The sequence below is a fragment of the Hyphomonas sp. genome (assembly GCF_041689225.1).
Lineage (GTDB): Bacteria > Pseudomonadota > Alphaproteobacteria > Caulobacterales > Hyphomonadaceae > Hyphomonas.
This window is the reverse complement of the sequence record NZ_JBDNGN010000091.1, coordinates 26,416-43,661: the sequence shown is the minus strand read 5'-3', so window position 1 is coordinate 43,661 and position 17,246 is coordinate 26,416. Positions and strand designations below refer to the sequence as shown.

The window sequence follows — 17,246 nt, the reverse complement described above, 5'->3', positions numbered from 1 at the left end:
GCGCTGGCGACGCACGCAAGCCTCAAGCTCAATACGGTCTGATGAGGAAAGAAAGCCGGTGCGGATCATGGGCATAGCTGAATCGTTCCAAGCCCAGCCGTCAAGCCATCAAATTCGGCTTCCGCAGGACTCGGAGTATATTGTTTCGAGCGGTTTGAAATGCCGTGCCGGGGCCTTGCGTAACGTCTAACCAACCAGACCTGAAAGGCTGGTCCAGCGCAGGAGCAGTCGACAAGCAACATAAAGAATCAAAACCGCCGTAAGGCGCTTGATCCAATTGGCCTGAAGGCCCTGGGCCGCGAACCATGAGCCGATTTGTCCGCCGACAAGCACCGCAGGCAGCAGCGGCCAGTAAGGCAATACAAGAGAAAGGACATCGGTGTCCTGAAGCTTCATGATCTGTCCGGTGAGGCCGGAAAACGAGTTGGCGAGGATGAAGAGGCTGCAGGCCGCCGCAATCTGGCGTGGAGGCCCCCATTTCAACATGTACAATACCGGTGCCAGGAAGATGCCGCCGCCGATGCCGACTAGGCCCGACACAAGGCCAATGCTCCCACCGACGGCGAGACCGATGATGGCGGAGACTTTGTTTTCATTCTCATCCGACGTTGCTTCCGGGGCGGATTGGAATACGAGGTGCAGGCCTGACAACAAGAGCGCCCCGCCGAGCAGGCCGACAAACATGGTTTCTGAAACCGGCAAACGCCCGCCAAGCCAGGCTGCGGGAATGGATGCGGCAAGGAAGGGAACGAGACGCGCGATCCGCAGGTGCCCCGCCTGCCAGAACCGAATGACCCCGCCCGTGACAACGATGATGTTGCAGCCCAGCGCGATCGACGGCAGAATCCGGTAGTCGGTCCCATTCAGGACGAGCAGGGCATTATAGGTCGATCCGCCACCGAAACCGACCGCAGCATAGAAACTGGCAGTAATGAAAAAGAGGATCGCTAGCAGGATGGGCAAGGGGCGGGACCTATTCGAGCGGCGCGATCATCAGGACTTCGACGAGATCGCCTGCCGCCACAGGCGGCGCATCGGCAAGCCTGCGGATCAGGGCATTGGCCGTCAGGAACGGACGAATGAGCGAGCTGTCCTGATTGACGGCGGCCTCCACGCTGAGCACGCCATCAGTGTCGGCATGCACGCACGCGCGGAGATAGGTCTCTCTGCGCCCCGGACCCGGCAACGCGCTGACGGATCGCGCATTGAGAAGCGCGCGTCGCATTCCGCCTTCGATCAATGGCCTCAGGAACAGGTGAGCACAGACGAAGGCTGACGCGGGATTGCCGGGCAGCCCGAGGACGCGCCGGTCACCCCGCGTGGAAAACCATGTCGGTTTGCCTGGCTTGACGGCGACTTTTTCGAAGACGGGCGTGAAGCCGGCGTCAGCGAAAGCGGGCCGCATCAGGTCATGATCGCCGACGGATGCGCCACCGACCGGCAGGAAAATGTCGATACCCGGTGCCGCGCCGATCCTGGTGCGGATCGAGTCCATCGCGTCATCGGCGACGCCCAGGTCAACCGGCTCGCCGCCCCATTGCCGGATAAGCGCGCCCAGCCCTTCGGGATTGGAATTGACGATCTGTCCGGGTTCAAGGGCCGATCCCGGTTCGCGCAATTCATCACCATTCGCGAGGATGCCCACGCGGGGACGCCGATAGATGCTGAGCGTCCCATGATTGGCTGCTGCTGCAATGGAGAGCCCTGCCGGGCCGACCAAGCAGCCTGCGCTGAGCAATTCGTCGCCTTCGGCAAAGTCGATGCCGATAGCGCGGACGAATTGCGCTGTATCATAGGCCTTGTGACAGACCAGCGTATCGTCGTTTCGGTCTACGTCTTCCTGGATGACCACGTGGTCGGCACCTTCGGGAATGACAGAGCCGGTAAAGATGCGCAGGGCGTCACCTTTTCCGACGGTGCCTGCGAAAGGTCGGCCAGCCGGGGCGTCGCCGATGACGCGCAATCGCGCGCCGGGCGCGCCGACATCCGACAGCTGAACGGCATAGCCGTCCATCGCCGACACGGCTGCAGGCGGCCGCGATACCTTTGCCGTGACAGGGGTGGCCAGCCTTGCGCCGAGCGCAGCAGCCAGGGGTATTGTCTGGACCGGAAGGGTGAGGGCATGTTGCGCGAGAAGCGCCAGCGCCTCGTCGACGCTGATCAATCCGCTCATGACGACGGTTTCCGGTAGTCGCGAGACTTCCCGCCGGTCTTTTCGATCAGTTCGATACCTTCGATGACCATCGACTTGTCGATGGCTTTCAGCATGTCGTAGAGGGTGAGACAGGCAACGGACACGGCAGTGAGCGCTTCCATTTCCACGCCCGTCCTGCCGGTCGTCTTAGCCGTGGCGATCACGCGCAAGGCATCCGCATCACTGTCGCGTTCGATGGATACCGTCACGCTGGTCAGGGGCAGGGGGTGGCAGAGCGGGATCAGGTCCGAGGTGCGTTTGGAGCCCATGATGCCTGCCAGTTCGGCAATGGCAATCGGATCGCCTTTCTTGGTGTCGCGGCTGAGCGCCCGCTGCAACGTGTTCGGCGCCATGCGCAAGAGTCCCGCCGCTATCGCGGTACGCTCGGTCTCCACTTTGCTGCCAATGTCCACCATGCGGGCGCGGCCATCGGGGCCGATGTGAGACAGGTCGTTCATATCGTTCAACGCTCCTGCAGGCGCGGCATGAGTTCGACGAGGTTGCAGGGCTTGTGGCGGCTGTCGAGCTGCAACGAGATAACCTTGTCCCAACCATCCTTCACCGCGCCATTCGAGCCCGGGAGGCAGAAGATGAATGTCCCGCCCGCAAGCCCTGCGACGGCGCGCGACTGCAGTGTCGAGAGCCCGACGCTCTGGAAGCTGGCCTGATGGAAGATGACGGAAAAGCCGTCGATGGTCTTTTCAAACAATGGTGTGACCGCTTCGGGCGTGACGTCGCGCCCGGTGAGGCCCGTCCCGCCGCTGGAAATGACCACATCGACATCCGGATCTGCGATCCACGCCGATACCGTGCTGCGGATCGCGGTCACTTCATCGGCCACGATTCGGTGGTCTGCCACTTCATGGCCCGCCGACCGGATGCGATTGGCCAGCAGGGTGCCGGACGTGTCGGTCTCAACCGTTCGCGTATCGCTGACGATCAGAACGGCAATTCGTACCGGGATGAATTCCAGGGATTCATTTATGCCATGCATCAGTTCAGGTTCCTGTCTTTGACCAGCGATCGCGGTCTGCGTAATCTTCAGGTCGCGGTTCGACCCAGTGTGCGCCAGAGTCCGTCGTTTCCTTTTTCCAGAAAACGGCTTCGGTCTTGAGATAGTCCATCAGGAAATCGGCGGCTTCGAAAGCAGCGCGCCGGTGTGCCGAGGCGGTCGCGACGAACACGATGGGTTCTCCCGGTGCGAGGTCGCCCGTGCGATGAATAACCGTTAGCGCATCAAGTGACCAACGTGCGTTCGCGTCCGCTGCTGCCTTTGCGATGCCGCGCTGGGTCATCGGGGCATAGGCCTGCAGGTGGAGCATCTTCACCTTGCCGAGCTTGCTGGTGCCCCGGACGAGGCCGGAAAAACTCACAATTGCGCCTGCGCCGATCGCGCGTTTTTCAAAGTCGCGAAGCGCTTCTGCCGCATCAAAAGGGGAGTCCGTTAGCGTGATCACGCTCACCCTCCGCCGACCGGAGGCAGGAAAGCGATCTCGTCGCTATCGGCTATGGGCCACGGCTCAGACACGATCGTGTCGTTTATGGCGACCCGAACGGTCTTTTCCAAGAGAATGCCGCCTAACTGACGGTCATTGTCCAGCCATGACCTGAGAGCAGACGTGTCAGCAATGTTGGCAGGCAGGGCGAGTGTTTCGTTGCTGGTGCCGAACGCATCCATAAGCCGCCCGAAGAAGAGGAGACGTGCCATCGCTCAGCCTCCCGTCGTGGACATGTGACGCGGAAGCGCTGGCGCGCTTCCGCGCCGTTTGATTTCGAAATCGTGCTTTTCCGGCTTGGCGAAAAGCGCCTTGTCGAGAGCGGCATCAAGCGCCACGGACGGGTCTGCCGCCTCGCGCAGGGCGGAGCGCAGGTCAACATGGTCATCCTGCCCGAGGCACATGTAGATGCGACCTGTGCACGTGACGCGAACCCGGTTGCAACCTGCACAAAAATTGTTGGTAAGCGGGGTAATGAAGCCAAGTCGTCCCCCGGTTTCCTTGACGCGCACATAGCGGGATGGTCCGGCGATCGGATCGCGACTGGTTTCCTCGGTAAGGGTCCAGCGCGTTTCCAGAACGTCGCGAAGCATCGGCAGTGGAATATATTGGTCGATACGGTCTTCGCCCGTGTCGCCAAGCGGCATGACCTCGATCAGTGTCATATCCATGCCGCGCGCGTGGGCCCATTCAACCATGTCCGGTATTTCGGACACATTCTGGTGCTTTAGCGCGACCGTGTTGATCTTGATCTTGAGGCCGGCTTCAAGCGCAGCATCGATGCCGTTCAAGACCTTTGAAAGGTCGCCGCGCCGGGTAATCTCCGCAAAGTTGGCAGGGTCCAGAGAGTCCAGTGAGACATTCACCCGGCGTACGCCGGCGCGCATGAGGCCGTCGGCATGGTCAGCCAGCAGCGTGGCGTTCGTCGTCAGGGTCAGCTCGTCCAGCCCCTGGCCCTTGAGGCGCCCGAGACGGTCGATCAGGTATCCGACGTCCTTGCGGACGAGCGGTTCTCCGCCTGTCAGCCGAATCTTGCGAACGCCCCGTTCAACGAAAGCCGTCGCGACCCGGTCCAGTTCATCCAGCGAGAGAAGCTCTGCCTTCGGCAGGAATTTCATGATTTCGGACATGCAGTAGGTGCAGCGCAGGTCACAGCGATCAGTCACAGACAGGCGCAGGTAAGTGACCTGCCGCCCATATCGGTCAATCAGCGGGGCCTTTCCCGGAAGTACCAAACCGTCAGCCATTCAGCAGCTCCTCTGCGCGTTGAAGGTCGAGGCCGCAATCAATGTCCATCAGCAAGTCAGGGGCGGCCGCCACGACTTGTCTCGCCGGGATGGTCTCGAAGATCCGGCGTGCCCCACGGTCTCCCGTAACAGCCGCCAGTTGGTCGAAGTGATCACAACGGAACACGGCAGGGGGCGAAAGCCTGCCTCCCGTTTCCGACATCGCCGCGCTGGCGCCTTGTGAAAGAGCTTGCGCCAATCCTTCAAGATGCGTGTCCGTCACGAACGGCATATCGCCAAGCAGGATCAACACGCTGTCGGCCTCTGTCGCGTCGCGGACATATCGGCTGCCGATCGCCAGTGTGCGGCCCTGACCGTCCTCAGGTGCCGGATTGAGGACAATCTCGAAGCCCAGGGCTTCAAGGCAGGCCGCGCGTGCACCCTGGTCCGTGCCGACCACGGCGACACGCTTGGCAACGGGGCGATTGGCGAGGGCGCCAGCGGCGCGCGCGAGCACGGGACGGCCATCAAGATCGGCCATCAACTTGTCACCCGTGCCGAACCGGGAGGACAGGCCGCTTGCGAGCAGCAGGATTGCAGTGCGATCAAACATGGACTGCCTCCTTTGTGTGGAAGGCATCAACGATCTCGGCAAGTGTGGAGATGGCGAGCATCGACGCATCGCGCATGGATGGCACGAGACCGACAGGCCCCCGGATTCGTTGGATGTCGCGTTTGGACATCCCAGCCGCTCTCAGGCTCTCGCATCTCTTGGCATGGGTTTTTGCACTGCCGACAGCGCCAATGAAGAAGGCCGACCCACCCAGCGCCTGTTTGAGCAACGCAGCTTCCCAGTGCGCATCATGGAACATCAATACGAACGCCGTCGAGCTATCGTCTTCGACGGGCGCGAGACTGCACGGCGTGGTGAGGCGCTCTGCGCGTCCGATACCCGCAGTTCGAACTGCTTCGAAGTCGGCTTCGTCGGGGAGCTGAAGGTGCAAATTCAACCCGCTGGCAGATGCGAGCCGCGCCAGCGCGATACAGTCGGCGCCGCGACCAGCGATCCTCAACGACAGCTTCGGATAGTAGACCGTCTGGAACAGGGGCGCCTCACCGGGTGCGACGTCGAGTTGGATATCACCCGCGGCCAGCACGGCGAACCGCATAGTCTTTCTGTTGTCGAGCCGTTCGTGCATCCCGGCGATCGTTTCCAGAGTGACGTTCGGCACAATTAGGATTTCGATGGCGCCGCCGCAGGGCAGGCGGATATCGAGGAAGGGTGAGCCCGCGCCGTATCGCAGTTTGCGCAACTGGCCGGAATTCAATGCCTCCATGGCGTTCAGGCGGACATCGGCATCGATACAACCGCCTGAGACATAGCCTGCAGAATCGCCTCTCCGGGATACAGCCATCAGGGCGCCGGGGGTCCGCACCGCGCCGCCTTCGGTCGCCGTGACGATGACAAGCGCAACCTCGGCACCCGATTTCGCAAAGCCGAGCGCTGCGCCGAGCACGTCCTGGGGGTGCTCATGTGTTACCAGGGGCGAGGCTGAACGCATCCCATCGTTCTAAATGGTGATTTATATCGATACTAGCCCCTTGGAGGCTTTATCATCGATGCGATCTCGCTGCGGCTCGCTTTTGTTGCCCGCGCCGCGTGCTGGCAAAGCGCATCATACAATGCGAGCACTTTGAGCCCCTGTTCAGTAAGCACGGCGCCGCCGCCATCCTTTCCGCCATGGCTCGACTCAATCAGGGGCGAGCAAAATAACACGTTCATGCTCTCGACCAGTTTGAGCGCGCGCGGATAGGACATGCCAAGCGCGCGCGCAGCGCCGGCAATGGAACCGGACGTTCGTATCGCTTCAAGCAGGGCAGCCTTTCCCGGGCCAAACCGGCCCCCGGTAGGGGTATCAAGGCGTATGCTCAGCTTCAATTTCATATCGGGATGTCCTGGTTGCCGGCGCTGTTGCCACCTCGAAGGATGCCGGCTCAATCCCATACAAATTTCCCTCGGCGGTCTGTCAAACGAAAGGTGACTGAAACTTGCCGCTCTCCCGAGCCAGAGCGCGCCTTGCTCGTCGCTAAGGGCTCGCGCGTTCGGGAAAACGGAGGCTGGTTCATTTTTGTCTCAAAGGTTGGATTTGATAGAGAACAACAACTGAACGCTGAGCGACTGTAGGCTGAACGTGTTGGGAGATCTCGATGAAAACGATATTAGTGCCGTTGACAGGACAACACGATCTGGAAAGTCCGGTCGAGGTGGATCGATTGGTACTGGACGCCGGTTTCGATCTCGCGCGCCGGTTCGAGGCGCATGTCAAAGTCGTATCGCTCATTGACCAGCCAACAGCATCATCAAGGAAATGGCCGATTTGGTGGCCCAGCGGCGGTGCAGGCGAGCTTCTGGACTGGATTGGCCGCGTCGGCGCGGGCAGCCGCAGCCGCGATTCCGTTTCTGCGCGCAGCGCGGGAGATTACAGTGTTCTGTTGCGATGAGGCCGGGAAAGGCGACGCCGATCCTGCAGACATGGTTGAGTATTTGGAATGGCGCGGACTGGAGGCAGGCAGTTCCAATATCAAACTCGGGGACCAGCGCCACGGTCAGGCGATCATCGATGCGGCACTGGAGCGAAATTGCGATCTTGTCGTTTTGGGCGCTGGTCTGCATTCGCGCACCCGATAAATCGGAGGTGCAGCCCCATGCGGACATGCTGGAAGGCGTGCTGATGGGCGGCGGTCGTCCGGTTCTGGTTCTACCCGCAGACTGGACCGGCGAGACAGTCGGTAACCGCGCGGTCGTTGCTTGGGATGCCAGTCGCGAAGCGGCTCGCGCCCTGCATGACAGCATGCTGGTCCTGTCGGATGACGCGAAAGTCTGGATTGCAGCGGTCGACGCGAATCCGGGTGAAACAGGTTACGGTCAGGCCCCCGGTTGGGATGTCGGAGCGCACGTCTCCCGGCACGGATACAAGGTCGAGGTCCGCAACGAGGACAGTACAGGTCGCTCAGTTCCGCATGTCCTTCTAGATCTGGCGACATCCTGTGACGCTGACCTGATCGTCCTTGGCGGCTATCGGCATTCGCGTCTTCAGCAATCCGTCCTGCCGGGCGTGACCCGAACATTGCTGCGCACATCGAAGGTCCCGCTTTTGCTGTCACACTGAACGGGCACCGCCACTGGACGCTATTTCAACGGTAGTTTGATGTCCTGGAGGCGCACGCGAACGTAAGAGCCGGGCGCGGCGCCAAGGCCCATGTCCTTCGGCGCCACAGCGGGCTTCTTCTTGCCGGACTTTGGCCGTAGCCAGTCCCACCAATACGGCCACCAGGAACCCGGGTGCTCCTCGGCCGTCTCCAGCCATTCGGCGCCGGTCGGCGTGATCGCGCCGCCAGTCCAGTGCTGGTATTTCTTGCTGGCCGGATGGTTCACCACGCCGGCAATGTGACCGGAGCCTGAGAGTACGAATTTCGTGTCGCCGCCGAACACGGTGGCTGTGCGATAAACGCTCTCGAACGGACAGATATGGTCATCGCGGCTGGCCTGCACCATGACCGGGATCTTGACGTCCTTCAGGTCGATTTTTTCGCCAAGCAGGTTGAAATGACCGCTGGACATATTGTTGTCGGAATAACAGTCCTTCAGGTAGCGCTTGTGCACCTCGCCCGGAATGTTGGTCTGATCGGCATTCCAGTATAGCAGGTCGAACGGGCGCGGAGCCTTGCCCAGCATATATTGGTCGATCACGTAGCGCCATACGAGGTCGATCGGGCGCAGCCAGTTGAAGGTCTCGTACATCATCGCGCCAGGCATCACGCCGCCATTGTCGTCGATGACGCTTTCAAGATAGGCGCGGCCCGGGCCGTCGGTGAAGACTTTCAGGTCACCCGCCAGTTCGAAGTCAGATTGCGAGGCAAAGAAGGTGGCCGATGCGATGCGATCGTCATCATGCGCAGCCATGTGCGCCAGCGTGCCCGACAGCAGCGTGCCACCGATGCAATAGCCGACCGCATTCAGCTTCTTGGAGCCGGACGCCTGAAGTGCCGCCTCAACCGCCGCGTAGACGCCGTTCTTGCTGTAGTCGTCCCAGGTATAATCCTTGGTCACGGCGTCGGCTGAGCGCCACGAGACGACGAACACGGTCAGGCCCTTGTCGACCAGCCAGCGGATCATCGAATTTTCTTCGCGCAGGTCGAGAATGTAGAACTTGTTGATCCAGGGTGGGAAGATCAGCAACGGCCGCGAATAGACAGTTTCCTGCGTCGGCGCATATTGGATCAGTTCGATCAGGTCATTGCGGAACACCACCTTGCCGGGCGCCGTAGCAATGTTCTTGCCGATCTCGAACGGGGTTTCGTCGGTCTGGCTGATGTGCAGCTTGCCGCCAGCTTTCTTAACGTCGGCGCGGGCCAGCCGGATGCCGTTCAGCACGCTCTCGCCGCCGCTCTCCATGAAGGCGCGCAGGGCTTGCGGATTGGTGCCGAGATAATTGGTCGGCGACATGATGTCGGTCAGTTGCTGGGTGAAGAACTTGGCGCGCAGGTGGATATTGTCCGGCAGGTCAGGCGCGTGGTCGGCCAGGCCCATCAGCCAATTCTTGTTCACGTCATAGGCCTTGCGGATGAATTTGAAGCCGGGGTTGGTCTGCCATTCCGGGTCGGCAAAACGCTTGTCGGTTTCTTTCGGCGGTTCTGCGCCGACTACTTCGGTGGCCATCTCCTGCCACAGGTTCATCCAGCCTTTCATCAGTTCCAGATTGGCGTTCATGAGGGCCATCGGATTCTGGGCGAGGCTCTTGCCAACGGCACGGAAGGCATCGCCAGCCCCCATCGGGTCGCCCTGGGCCACGGTTCCGATCGGTCCCGATCCCATCAATACGTCGCTGATCAGTGACTGCGATTCTGTATTGGCCAGCGCAAGCGTTGTCATTAACACCTGCATTTGCAGGGGATTTTGCTCGGCGATCAGGGATCCAAGTGATGGAAGTGCAGCTTTTTCTGTCTTATTGCTGCTCATCGGTCCCAATATCGCCTGTTTGTTGATGCGTTACTATTAATCAGAATGTTTGTGATTTAGTGAGTTTAACCATGAAAAACACGGCGATTCCCCTCTTAGGCGTGTCATGCCTGCTACTCGTTGGGTGCACCAACTCGTTCACGAACGTCCGCGACGCCGTCAATCAGGCGCCGGACTGGTATGAGACCCGTCGCCAGGAGATCCGCGGCGAGGGGTATCCGGAACTGGTTGAAGTCCCCACAATCGCCCCGGGCGAGTTGCCCGGCAAGACATTGCCGGCGTCCGCCAAGCGCGTGTCTGCGCTGTCGGCAGAGTTCGCTGAAACCGCGCGAGCGGAATTGCCGGCCAATGGGCCGGCCGAAATCGCCGCCGTCGGGGCTGAGATCCGCCAGCAGTTTGCAGGCTTGGAAGAGTCCTCGAACTTTCTTAATGACGCCGAGATCGCTGCAATCAGGAACAGCTTCAATGTCCCGCGCGTCACCCAGGGTCTGAAAGGCCAGAGATGAACACCGAATTTCACAAGATCAGGCGCCTTCCTCCATACGTTTTCGAGCAAGTGAACAGGAGCAAGGCAGCCCTCCGCGCGGAAGGTGCTGACATCATTGATCTCGGCATGGGAAATCCCGACCTGCCGACCCCCAAGCACATTGTCGACAAACTGGTCGAGACCGCTCGCAAGCCCGACGTGAATGGTTATTCCGCCTCGCGCGGTATTCCGGGCCTGCGCCGTGCCGTCACTGACTATTACAAGCGCCGTTTCGACGTCACGCTCGACAAGAACAAGGAAGTCATCGTCACGCTGGGCTCCAAGGAGGGCTTCGCCAACCTTGCACAGGCCATCTCCGCGCCCGGCGACGTCATCCTGTCGCCCGATCCGTCCTATCCCCTGCATTCCTTCGGCTTCATCATCGCCGGCGCTTCGATCCGCGCCGTTCCGGCGCCGTCGCCCGAGGAATACCTTCGCAACCTTGAAAAGGCTGTGAAACATTGCGTCCCGCCGCCGACAGCCATGGTGCTCTGCTATCCGTCGAACCCGACGGCCGAAGTCTGCGATCTCGAATTCTACAAGGACGCCGTCAAGTTCGCGAAGAAACACGATCTCTGGATCCTGTCCGACCTTGCTTACAATGAAATCTACTTCGAGGAGCCGACGCCTTCGATCCTGCAGGTCGATGGGGCGAAAGACATTGCGGTCGAATTCACGACCATGTCCAAGACCTATTCCATGGCTGGCTGGCGCATGGGCTTCGTTGCGGGCAACGAAAAACTGATCGCGGCCCTCGCGCGCGTCAAATCCTATCTCGACTATGGTGCCTACACGCCGATCCAGGTCGCGGCTGTCGCCGCCCTCGACGGGCCGCAGGATTGCGTCGACGAGTTCCGGCAGATCTACAAGCATCGTCGTGACGTGCTGGTCGAAAGCTTCGGCCGGGCAGGGTGGACGATCCCGAGTCCCAAGGCATCCATGTTTGCTTGGGCACCCATTCCGGAACCCCTGCGCCATCTCGGCAGCCTTGAATTCTCGCTCATGCTCATGAACGAAGCACACGTGGCCGTGGCGCCCGGTGCCGGTTTTGGCGAGCATGGTGACGGCCATGTCCGCATCGCCCTGGTCGAGAACGAGCAGCGCATCCGTCAGGCTGCACGCAACATTCGCAAGTTCATGACCAAGCATGGCGTGAAAGAGCTCTCGGCCACCGCCGCCGAGTAAACAGGGTGCAGCGGGCACACGCCCGCTGCAATTCCCCCCTTAGGCCCTTCGCATTTGCGCCCAACTGGTCTATCCACCGCCCGACATGAACCGGAGGGCCATTCGTGGGGCCATTGAAAATTGGAATTGCAGGACTCGGCCATGTCGGCTGTGGATTGATCGAACTGGTTGAGCGCCAGGATAGATTGCGCTTGCCCGGAAAGGTCGAAATCACGGGAGTCAGCGCGCGTAGCAAAAGCCGCAACCGCCCTGTCGATACGGACAAGTATCGTTGGTTCGACGACGCGGCGACGCTCGCTGAAGACGCCGATGTCGATGTCTTCATCGAGCTCATCGGCGGATCTGATGGGCCAGCCAAGTTCGCAGTTGAAAGCGCCCTCAAGGCCGGAAAGCATGTCATCACGGCCAATAAGGCCCTGATGGCCAAGCACGGCATGGCGCTCGCCGCGCTCGCTGAGGAAAAAGGCGTCGACCTCCTGTTCGAAGCGGCTGTTGCGGGAGGTATCCCTGTCGTGCGCGTTCTGCGCGACAGCCTCGCTGGCGTCGAGATCAAGCGCGTGGCGGGAATCCTCAATGGCACCTGCAACTTCCTGACAACGACAATGCTGGAAACGGGGCGGTCCTATGATGAGGTCCTCGCCGAGGCCCAGAAGCTCGGCTATGCTGAAGCTGACCCGGCGCTCGATGTGTCCGGCATGGACGCCGCCCACAAGGCTGCCATCCTCTCGGCCATCGCCTTTTCCGCCGATCTCGACTTTTCCAAGGTCAGCGTGTCGGGTGTCGACCAGATCGACTTGCTGGACTTGAAGCTCGCCGACCGTCTCGGCCTGCGTATCAAACTCATCGCCGAAGGCGTGCTCACCGAGAACGGTGTCGTTTGCCGCGTCGAGCCGATGGCCTTGTCGGCCAACCACCCGCTTGCGCGCGTCAATGGTTCGCTCAACACGGTCCGCATCGAAGGCGACCCCGTGGGCGCCATCACGCTGACTGGCCCCGGCGCCGGAGCCGGTCCCACGGCCAGCGCGGTCATGGGCGACGTCGCCAAGCTCTTCCGCCCTGCGATCCGCCCTGCCTTTGGGCGCGCCGAGCACCATGTGGAGCGCCCCTTCGTGGCCGCGACGGACGACGAGACGTCGGCCTTCTTTCTGCGTGTCCGCCTGGCCGACAAGCCCGGCGCGCTGGCCGCCCTCACCGAAGCGCTCGCCGCAGAAGGCGTCTCCGTGAACCAGCTGCTGCAGGATTCAGCAGACGAATCCGGTGCCAGCCCGGTGGCCATTGTCACGCACCGGTGCGCGCGCTCGCACATGACAGCAGCCCTCGCGAGACTTGGGAAACTGACCGTGTTAATGGACGCGCCGCGCCTGATCCGAATCGAAACGGCAAGCTAATTGCTCTAACAAATCGCGCTATATTTGGAAAAGCGCGACAGGGGATAAAAAGCCATGAAAAACAACGTTCTGACACCGGGTCTTGCCGACGCAATGGTCCGCGTGACCGAACTCGCAGCCATTGCTGCGGCTAGGGAAGTCGGTCGCGGCGACGAAAAGAAGGCAGATGCCGCAGCAGTAGATGCGATGCGCACAGCCTTCAACGCCGTCGACTTCAAGGGCCGTGTCGTCATCGGCGAAGGCGAGCGCGACGAAGCGCCGATGCTCTATATCGGCGAGGAAGTTGGCACCAATAACGGGCCCGAGATCGACATTGCGCTTGATCCGCTCGAGGGCACGACGCTCACCGCCAAGGCGATGGCCAATGCCCTCGCCGTCCTGGCCATCGCCCCGCGCGGCGGCCTGTTGCATGCGCCTGACACTTATATGGACAAGGTCGCCGTCGGCCCCGGCTACCCGGAAGGCATTATCAGCCTCGATGCGACTCCGGCCGAGAACATCACCGCGCTCGCCAAGCACAAGGGCGTGCCGGTCTCGGAAATGACCGCCTGCGTGCTCGACCGCCCGCGCCATGAAGAGATTATTGCCAGCCTGCGTGGCGTCGGTGCGCGCATCGCCCTGATCACCGACGGCGACGTCGCCGGTATCATCGCCACGACCGACCCGCAGACCGGCATCGATTTCTATGTCGGCTCAGGCGGCGCGCCCGAAGGCGTTCTCGCGGCAGCGGCCCTCAAATGCGTCGGCGGCCAGATGTATGCCCGTCTCGTCTTCCGCAATGATGACGAGAAAAAGCGTGCGACCCGCGTCGGCATCACCGATTTTGGCCGCACCTATTCGCTCAACGAGCTGGCGTCGGGAGAGACGGTGTTCTGTGCCACCGGCGTCACCAATGGCAGTCTGCTCGACGGCGTGAAGCACGGCACTGGCCGCGTCCACACGCACACGCTGGTCATGACGTCGACCGACGGCATGGTCCGTCACGTCCGGTCCGACCGTAAGGCCTGAGTTCAGCACGGGCAGGTCACAGCCGCCAATTTCTGCGTTAGGATGAGCTTCCCGATTCTCTGAGAGGAAGCTCATCCCGCCATGGCCCAAGCCGCGCGCCAGACCAGTTCCCGCCTTTTCGCTGTGGACCTGTCCGCCACGGGTCGGTTCTGGACGCTCGCAGAAGCGGACGAGGCACTCGTCCGGCGCCTTGCCCCCAGTGTCGGCGGATCAGATCTCCTGGCCCGGCTCCTGGCCTCGCGCGGCGTCGACCCCGCCGAGGCCGCTAGCTACCTTGCACCGACACTCCGCGACTATTTCCCGGATCCTTCCAGCTTTGCCGATATGGACAAGGCTGCGGCCATCGTCCTCGATGCCATTCTCGCGAAGAAGCGCGTCACCGTCTTCGCCGACTATGATGTCGACGGGGGGACGTCCTCAGCCATTCTTGCCCGCTATTTCCGCGGTTGGGGACAGGATATCGGCCTCTACGTGCCGGACCGGCTGGAAGAGGGCTACGGTCCGTCGCCCGCCGCCTTCCGCCATCTCAAGGACACCGGGTCCGACCTCGTCATCACCGTGGATTGCGGCGCCGCTGCGACGCTCGCCCTGAACGAGGCCGAGGCCATCGACCTGCCGGTCGTTGTCATCGACCACCACCTCATGTCGGGCGAACATCCACCCTCGGCAGCCCTCGTGAACCCCAACCGGCCCGACGACACATCCGGCTGCGGCCACCTCGCCGCCGCTGGGGTCGTCTTCGTCTTCGTTGCTGCGCTCAATCGGCTGGCCCGCCAACGCGGCCTCGCGCCTGCTGACGGCCTGCCGGACATCATGCCTTTTCTTGACCTCTGCGCGCTCGGTACGCTGTGCGACATGGCTCCGCTGCACGGCGTCAATCGGGCCTTCGTGCGCCAGGGCCTCACCACGATGGCCCGTGACCAGAACCCCGGTCTTCGCGCGCTCGCGGATGTCGCCGGCATCGGCAAGACTGAAACAGTCTATCATGCCACCTTCATGCTCGGCCCGCGCCTCAATGCCGGCGGCCGGGTTGGCGACCCCTGGATCGCTGCCAGGCTCCTCGCCACCGATGACCGGCAGGAAGCCGTCGAACTCGCCGAACGCCTCCATGCGCTCAATGAGGAGCGGAAAGCCGTCGAGAGCGCCATCCTCGACCTGGCCATGGCGCAGGCCGAGCAGGCGCTGGCGCGGAATCCCGAGCGCGGCATCCTCATTGCCAGCGGCGAGGGCTGGCACCCCGGTGTCATCGGCATCGTCGCCGGGCGTCTCAAGGAACGCTACCACCTGCCCAGCATTGTCATCGGCTGGGGGCAGGGGCTTGGCCCCGTCGCCAAAGGGTCTGGCCGCTCTGTGACGGGCGTGAATATCGGCGATGCCATCACCATGGCCGCGCGCGAAGGCATCATCCTCTCGGGTGGCGGCCACGCGATGGCGGGCGGTCTCAGCCTCGAGCCCGAACAGGTCCCGGCCTTCGAAGCATGGATGGTTGCGCACATGGCGCAATTCTCGGCAGAGCGTACAGCGGCGCTGGAACTCAGGATTGACGCTGTGCTGGCTCCCGGTGCCGCCAGTCCGGCCCTTGTCGATCAGGTCGCACAGATCGGCCCATTCGGCATTGGTTCGCCCGAACCGGTCTTTGCGCTGCAATCAGTCCATGTCACGGGCGTCCGGCAGGTGGGCGCCAATCATGTCCGCTTTATCGCCGAAGACGCAGGCGGGCGCCTCGAATGCATTGCCTGGCGCGCAGCCGACACGCCGCTCGGTCAGGTTCTGACAAACGGTGCCCGCGTGCATCTCACCGGGAAACTCAAGGCCGACGAGTGGAACGGGCGTCGTCGGGTGCAGCTGGACGTAGCCGACGCGGCTGCCGACTGAACAATCTGCATTTGTCGCTGCATCACGGGTTGCCCTCGCCAGAAACAGCCGCTATATCGCCACTTCTCAAAACCGGTGCGGTCCCTTCGTCTATCGGTTAGGACGTCAGGTTTTCAACCTGAAAAGAGGGGTTCGACTCCCCTAGGGACTGCCAGGTTTTTCTCCGCAATCAAAGGTTTGATCCGTGGAGTCCGAACTTTCCTATTTTTGGTGTGAAGATCGCGTGACAAGCGCGCTCTCGCATTTTAGGTTACTTCCTTGGGGAATTTGGGTTGATGACGAGAGCTGTGGCAAAATCTGAATCAGACATGCCGGGCGTTGAGCCCGTGGTGCGCGTGATCGGCCGTGTGAAATGGTTCGACGGCGCCAAAGGCTATGGATTCATCATTGCGGAATCGACCTCCGACGCCTCACTCGAGGGTGATGTCCTGCTGCACGTTTCCTGCCTGCGCGATTATGGCGAAACCTATGCGGACGAAGATGCCCGTATTGTCTGCGACGCGGTCAAGCGCGAGCGCGGCTGGCAGACCGCCCACATCATCGAAATGGAGCGGCCACGCGCTGCGGTCGCACGCGAAACGGGCGAGGAGCCCAACTATACGCCGGTGACCCTGAAATGGTTCAACCGCACGCGCGGTTACGGCTTCGTGCATCGTGACGGTGTCGAGATCGACATCTTCGTGCATGCGGTGATCCTGAAAAAGGCGGGCTATGACGATATCGAGCCTGGCACCCTGCTGGATGTCGTTATCGAGAACGGGTCCAAGGGCGAGCATGTCACGTTCGTGAAACTTGGTTAAGGGCACGATTCAGAGCAGCAAGATCGCTTGCCGACCTCCGAATGCGCGGCTAAACCACACGCATGACCCGTTTGATTGCCACCTTCTTCGCCGCCGCGTTTTTCCTTGTTCAGGGCGCCTTCGCCCAGCTGGAAACCAGCCCGCTTGTCATCGATACAGGTGATTCCGTCCACCGTTTCACGGTTGAGCTGGCCGATGATGCCGACGAGATCCGCACCGGCCTGATGAACCGCGCGGAAATGGCGCCGAATGCCGGCATGCTGTTCGATTTCGGCCAGCCTCGCGAAGCCAGCATGTGGATGAAAAACACGCTGATCCCGCTGGACATGTTGTTTGTCGCGCCGGACGGCAAGGTGATAGCCATTGCCCGCAACGCCGTTCCCGGCTCGCTGCGCACGATCAGTCCCGGCGTGCCGGTCAAGGCTGTGCTGGAGCTGAATGGCGGTCGCTGTGCAGCCCTTGGCATCGAGCCGGGCGACATCGTCCAGCACGCCCTGTTTGGGAACGTTAGCGAATGATCCGCAAGGC

At 61.7% G+C, this 17,246-nt stretch carries 20 protein-coding genes and 1 tRNA gene; 9 read left to right on the top strand and 12 right to left on the bottom strand.

Annotated elements, in window-relative coordinates:
* Positions 1 to 186: 186 nt before the first annotated feature.
* The 11 genes from ACESNB_RS08610 to ACESNB_RS08560 form a co-directional block, all read right to left on the bottom strand.
* The gene (locus ACESNB_RS08610) at positions 187 to 963 is read right to left on the bottom strand and encodes a sulfite exporter TauE/SafE family protein (RefSeq protein ID WP_373006312.1); all 777 of its coding nucleotides are present in this window, start codon (positions 961 to 963) and stop codon (positions 187 to 189) included.
* A gap of 10 nt (positions 964 to 973) precedes the next feature.
* Positions 974 to 2,173, bottom strand: coding sequence for a molybdopterin molybdotransferase MoeA (locus ACESNB_RS08605; protein ID WP_373006310.1), 1,200 nt, complete (start codon positions 2,171 to 2,173; stop codon positions 974 to 976).
* A complete protein-coding gene (gene moaC, locus ACESNB_RS08600) occupies positions 2,170 to 2,652 on the bottom strand; it encodes a cyclic pyranopterin monophosphate synthase MoaC (RefSeq protein WP_373006308.1) in 483 nt (160 codons plus the stop codon). Before moaC ends, ACESNB_RS08605 begins: the two co-directional genes overlap by 4 nt.
* Before the next feature lie 5 nt (positions 2,653 to 2,657).
* Entirely contained in the window at positions 2,658 to 3,188 is a 531-nt protein-coding gene (gene moaB / locus ACESNB_RS08595; protein ID WP_373006306.1) for a molybdenum cofactor biosynthesis protein B, read from the bottom strand.
* A gap of 4 nt (positions 3,189 to 3,192) precedes the next feature.
* Entirely contained in the window at positions 3,193 to 3,651 is a 459-nt protein-coding gene (locus tag ACESNB_RS08590; protein WP_373006304.1) for a molybdenum cofactor biosynthesis protein MoaE, read from the bottom strand.
* A 2-nt stretch (positions 3,652 to 3,653) separates the two neighbouring features.
* Positions 3,654 to 3,902 carry a MoaD/ThiS family protein gene (locus ACESNB_RS08585; RefSeq protein ID WP_373006302.1) on the bottom strand — a complete coding sequence of 83 codons (249 nt, stop codon included), beginning with the start codon at positions 3,900 to 3,902 and terminating at the stop codon, positions 3,654 to 3,656.
* Positions 3,903 to 3,905: 3 nt separating this feature from the next.
* Positions 3,906 to 4,937 (bottom strand): GTP 3',8-cyclase MoaA, encoded by a 1,032-nt coding sequence (gene moaA / locus ACESNB_RS08580; RefSeq protein ID WP_373006300.1) that lies wholly within the window; start codon positions 4,935 to 4,937, stop codon positions 3,906 to 3,908.
* Positions 4,930 to 5,529 (bottom strand): NTP transferase domain-containing protein, encoded by a 600-nt coding sequence (locus tag ACESNB_RS08575; RefSeq protein ID WP_373006298.1) that lies wholly within the window; start codon positions 5,527 to 5,529, stop codon positions 4,930 to 4,932. The genes moaA and ACESNB_RS08575 overlap by 8 nt, the downstream gene beginning before the upstream one ends.
* Positions 5,522 to 6,478, bottom strand: coding sequence for an XdhC family protein (locus ACESNB_RS08570; protein WP_373006296.1), 957 nt, complete (start codon positions 6,476 to 6,478; stop codon positions 5,522 to 5,524). Before ACESNB_RS08570 ends, ACESNB_RS08575 begins: the two co-directional genes overlap by 8 nt.
* A gap of 32 nt (positions 6,479 to 6,510) precedes the next feature.
* A complete protein-coding gene (locus ACESNB_RS08565; RefSeq protein WP_373006294.1) occupies positions 6,511 to 6,861 on the bottom strand; it encodes a winged helix-turn-helix domain-containing protein in 351 nt (116 codons plus the stop codon).
* 393 nt (positions 6,862 to 7,254) lie between these two features.
* A complete protein-coding gene (locus ACESNB_RS08560) occupies positions 7,255 to 7,590 on the bottom strand; it encodes a hypothetical protein (RefSeq protein ID WP_373006292.1) in 336 nt (111 codons plus the stop codon).
* Between the two features lie 22 nt (positions 7,591 to 7,612).
* Here ACESNB_RS08560 and ACESNB_RS08555 point away from each other — a divergent pair, with 22 nt between their 5' ends.
* Complete coding sequence (locus tag ACESNB_RS08555) at positions 7,613 to 8,086, top strand: universal stress protein (protein WP_373006290.1); 474 nt, start codon at positions 7,613 to 7,615, stop codon at positions 8,084 to 8,086.
* 20 nt (positions 8,087 to 8,106) lie between these two features.
* Here the strand turns inward: ACESNB_RS08555 and ACESNB_RS08550 are convergent, their stop codons facing one another.
* Positions 8,107 to 9,849 (bottom strand): PHA/PHB synthase family protein, encoded by a 1,743-nt coding sequence (locus tag ACESNB_RS08550; RefSeq protein ID WP_373006288.1) that lies wholly within the window; start codon positions 9,847 to 9,849, stop codon positions 8,107 to 8,109.
* 158 nt (positions 9,850 to 10,007) lie between these two features.
* Between ACESNB_RS08550 and ACESNB_RS08545 the strand changes: the two genes are divergently transcribed.
* The 8 genes from ACESNB_RS08545 to ACESNB_RS08510 all read left to right on the top strand — a co-directional run bounded on the left by ACESNB_RS08545 (position 10,008) and on the right by ACESNB_RS08510 (position 17,236).
* Positions 10,008 to 10,442 (top strand): hypothetical protein, encoded by a 435-nt coding sequence (locus ACESNB_RS08545; protein WP_373006286.1) that lies wholly within the window; start codon positions 10,008 to 10,010, stop codon positions 10,440 to 10,442.
* Entirely contained in the window at positions 10,439 to 11,647 is a 1,209-nt protein-coding gene (locus ACESNB_RS08540) for an LL-diaminopimelate aminotransferase (protein ID WP_373006284.1), read from the top strand. The genes ACESNB_RS08545 and ACESNB_RS08540 overlap by 4 nt, the downstream gene beginning before the upstream one ends.
* 104 nt (positions 11,648 to 11,751) lie before the next feature.
* Complete coding sequence (locus ACESNB_RS08535) at positions 11,752 to 13,035, top strand: homoserine dehydrogenase (RefSeq protein ID WP_373006282.1); 1,284 nt, start codon at positions 11,752 to 11,754, stop codon at positions 13,033 to 13,035.
* A 54-nt stretch (positions 13,036 to 13,089) separates the two neighbouring features.
* A complete protein-coding gene (gene glpX, locus ACESNB_RS08530; RefSeq protein WP_373006280.1) occupies positions 13,090 to 14,043 on the top strand; it encodes a class II fructose-bisphosphatase in 954 nt (317 codons plus the stop codon).
* Positions 14,044 to 14,124: 81 nt separating this feature from the next.
* Positions 14,125 to 15,918, top strand: a complete 1,794-nt coding sequence (gene recJ / locus ACESNB_RS08525; protein WP_373006278.1) for a single-stranded-DNA-specific exonuclease RecJ — start codon at positions 14,125 to 14,127, stop codon at positions 15,916 to 15,918.
* Between the two features lie 79 nt (positions 15,919 to 15,997).
* A tRNA-Glu gene (locus ACESNB_RS08520) sits at positions 15,998 to 16,072 on the top strand.
* Between the two features lie 133 nt (positions 16,073 to 16,205).
* Positions 16,206 to 16,718, top strand: a complete 513-nt coding sequence (locus ACESNB_RS08515) for a cold shock domain-containing protein (RefSeq protein WP_373006276.1) — start codon at positions 16,206 to 16,208, stop codon at positions 16,716 to 16,718.
* Between the two features lie 62 nt (positions 16,719 to 16,780).
* Positions 16,781 to 17,236, top strand: a complete 456-nt coding sequence (locus ACESNB_RS08510; RefSeq protein ID WP_373006274.1) for a DUF192 domain-containing protein — start codon at positions 16,781 to 16,783, stop codon at positions 17,234 to 17,236.
* The last annotated feature ends 10 nt before the right edge of the window (positions 17,237 to 17,246 follow it).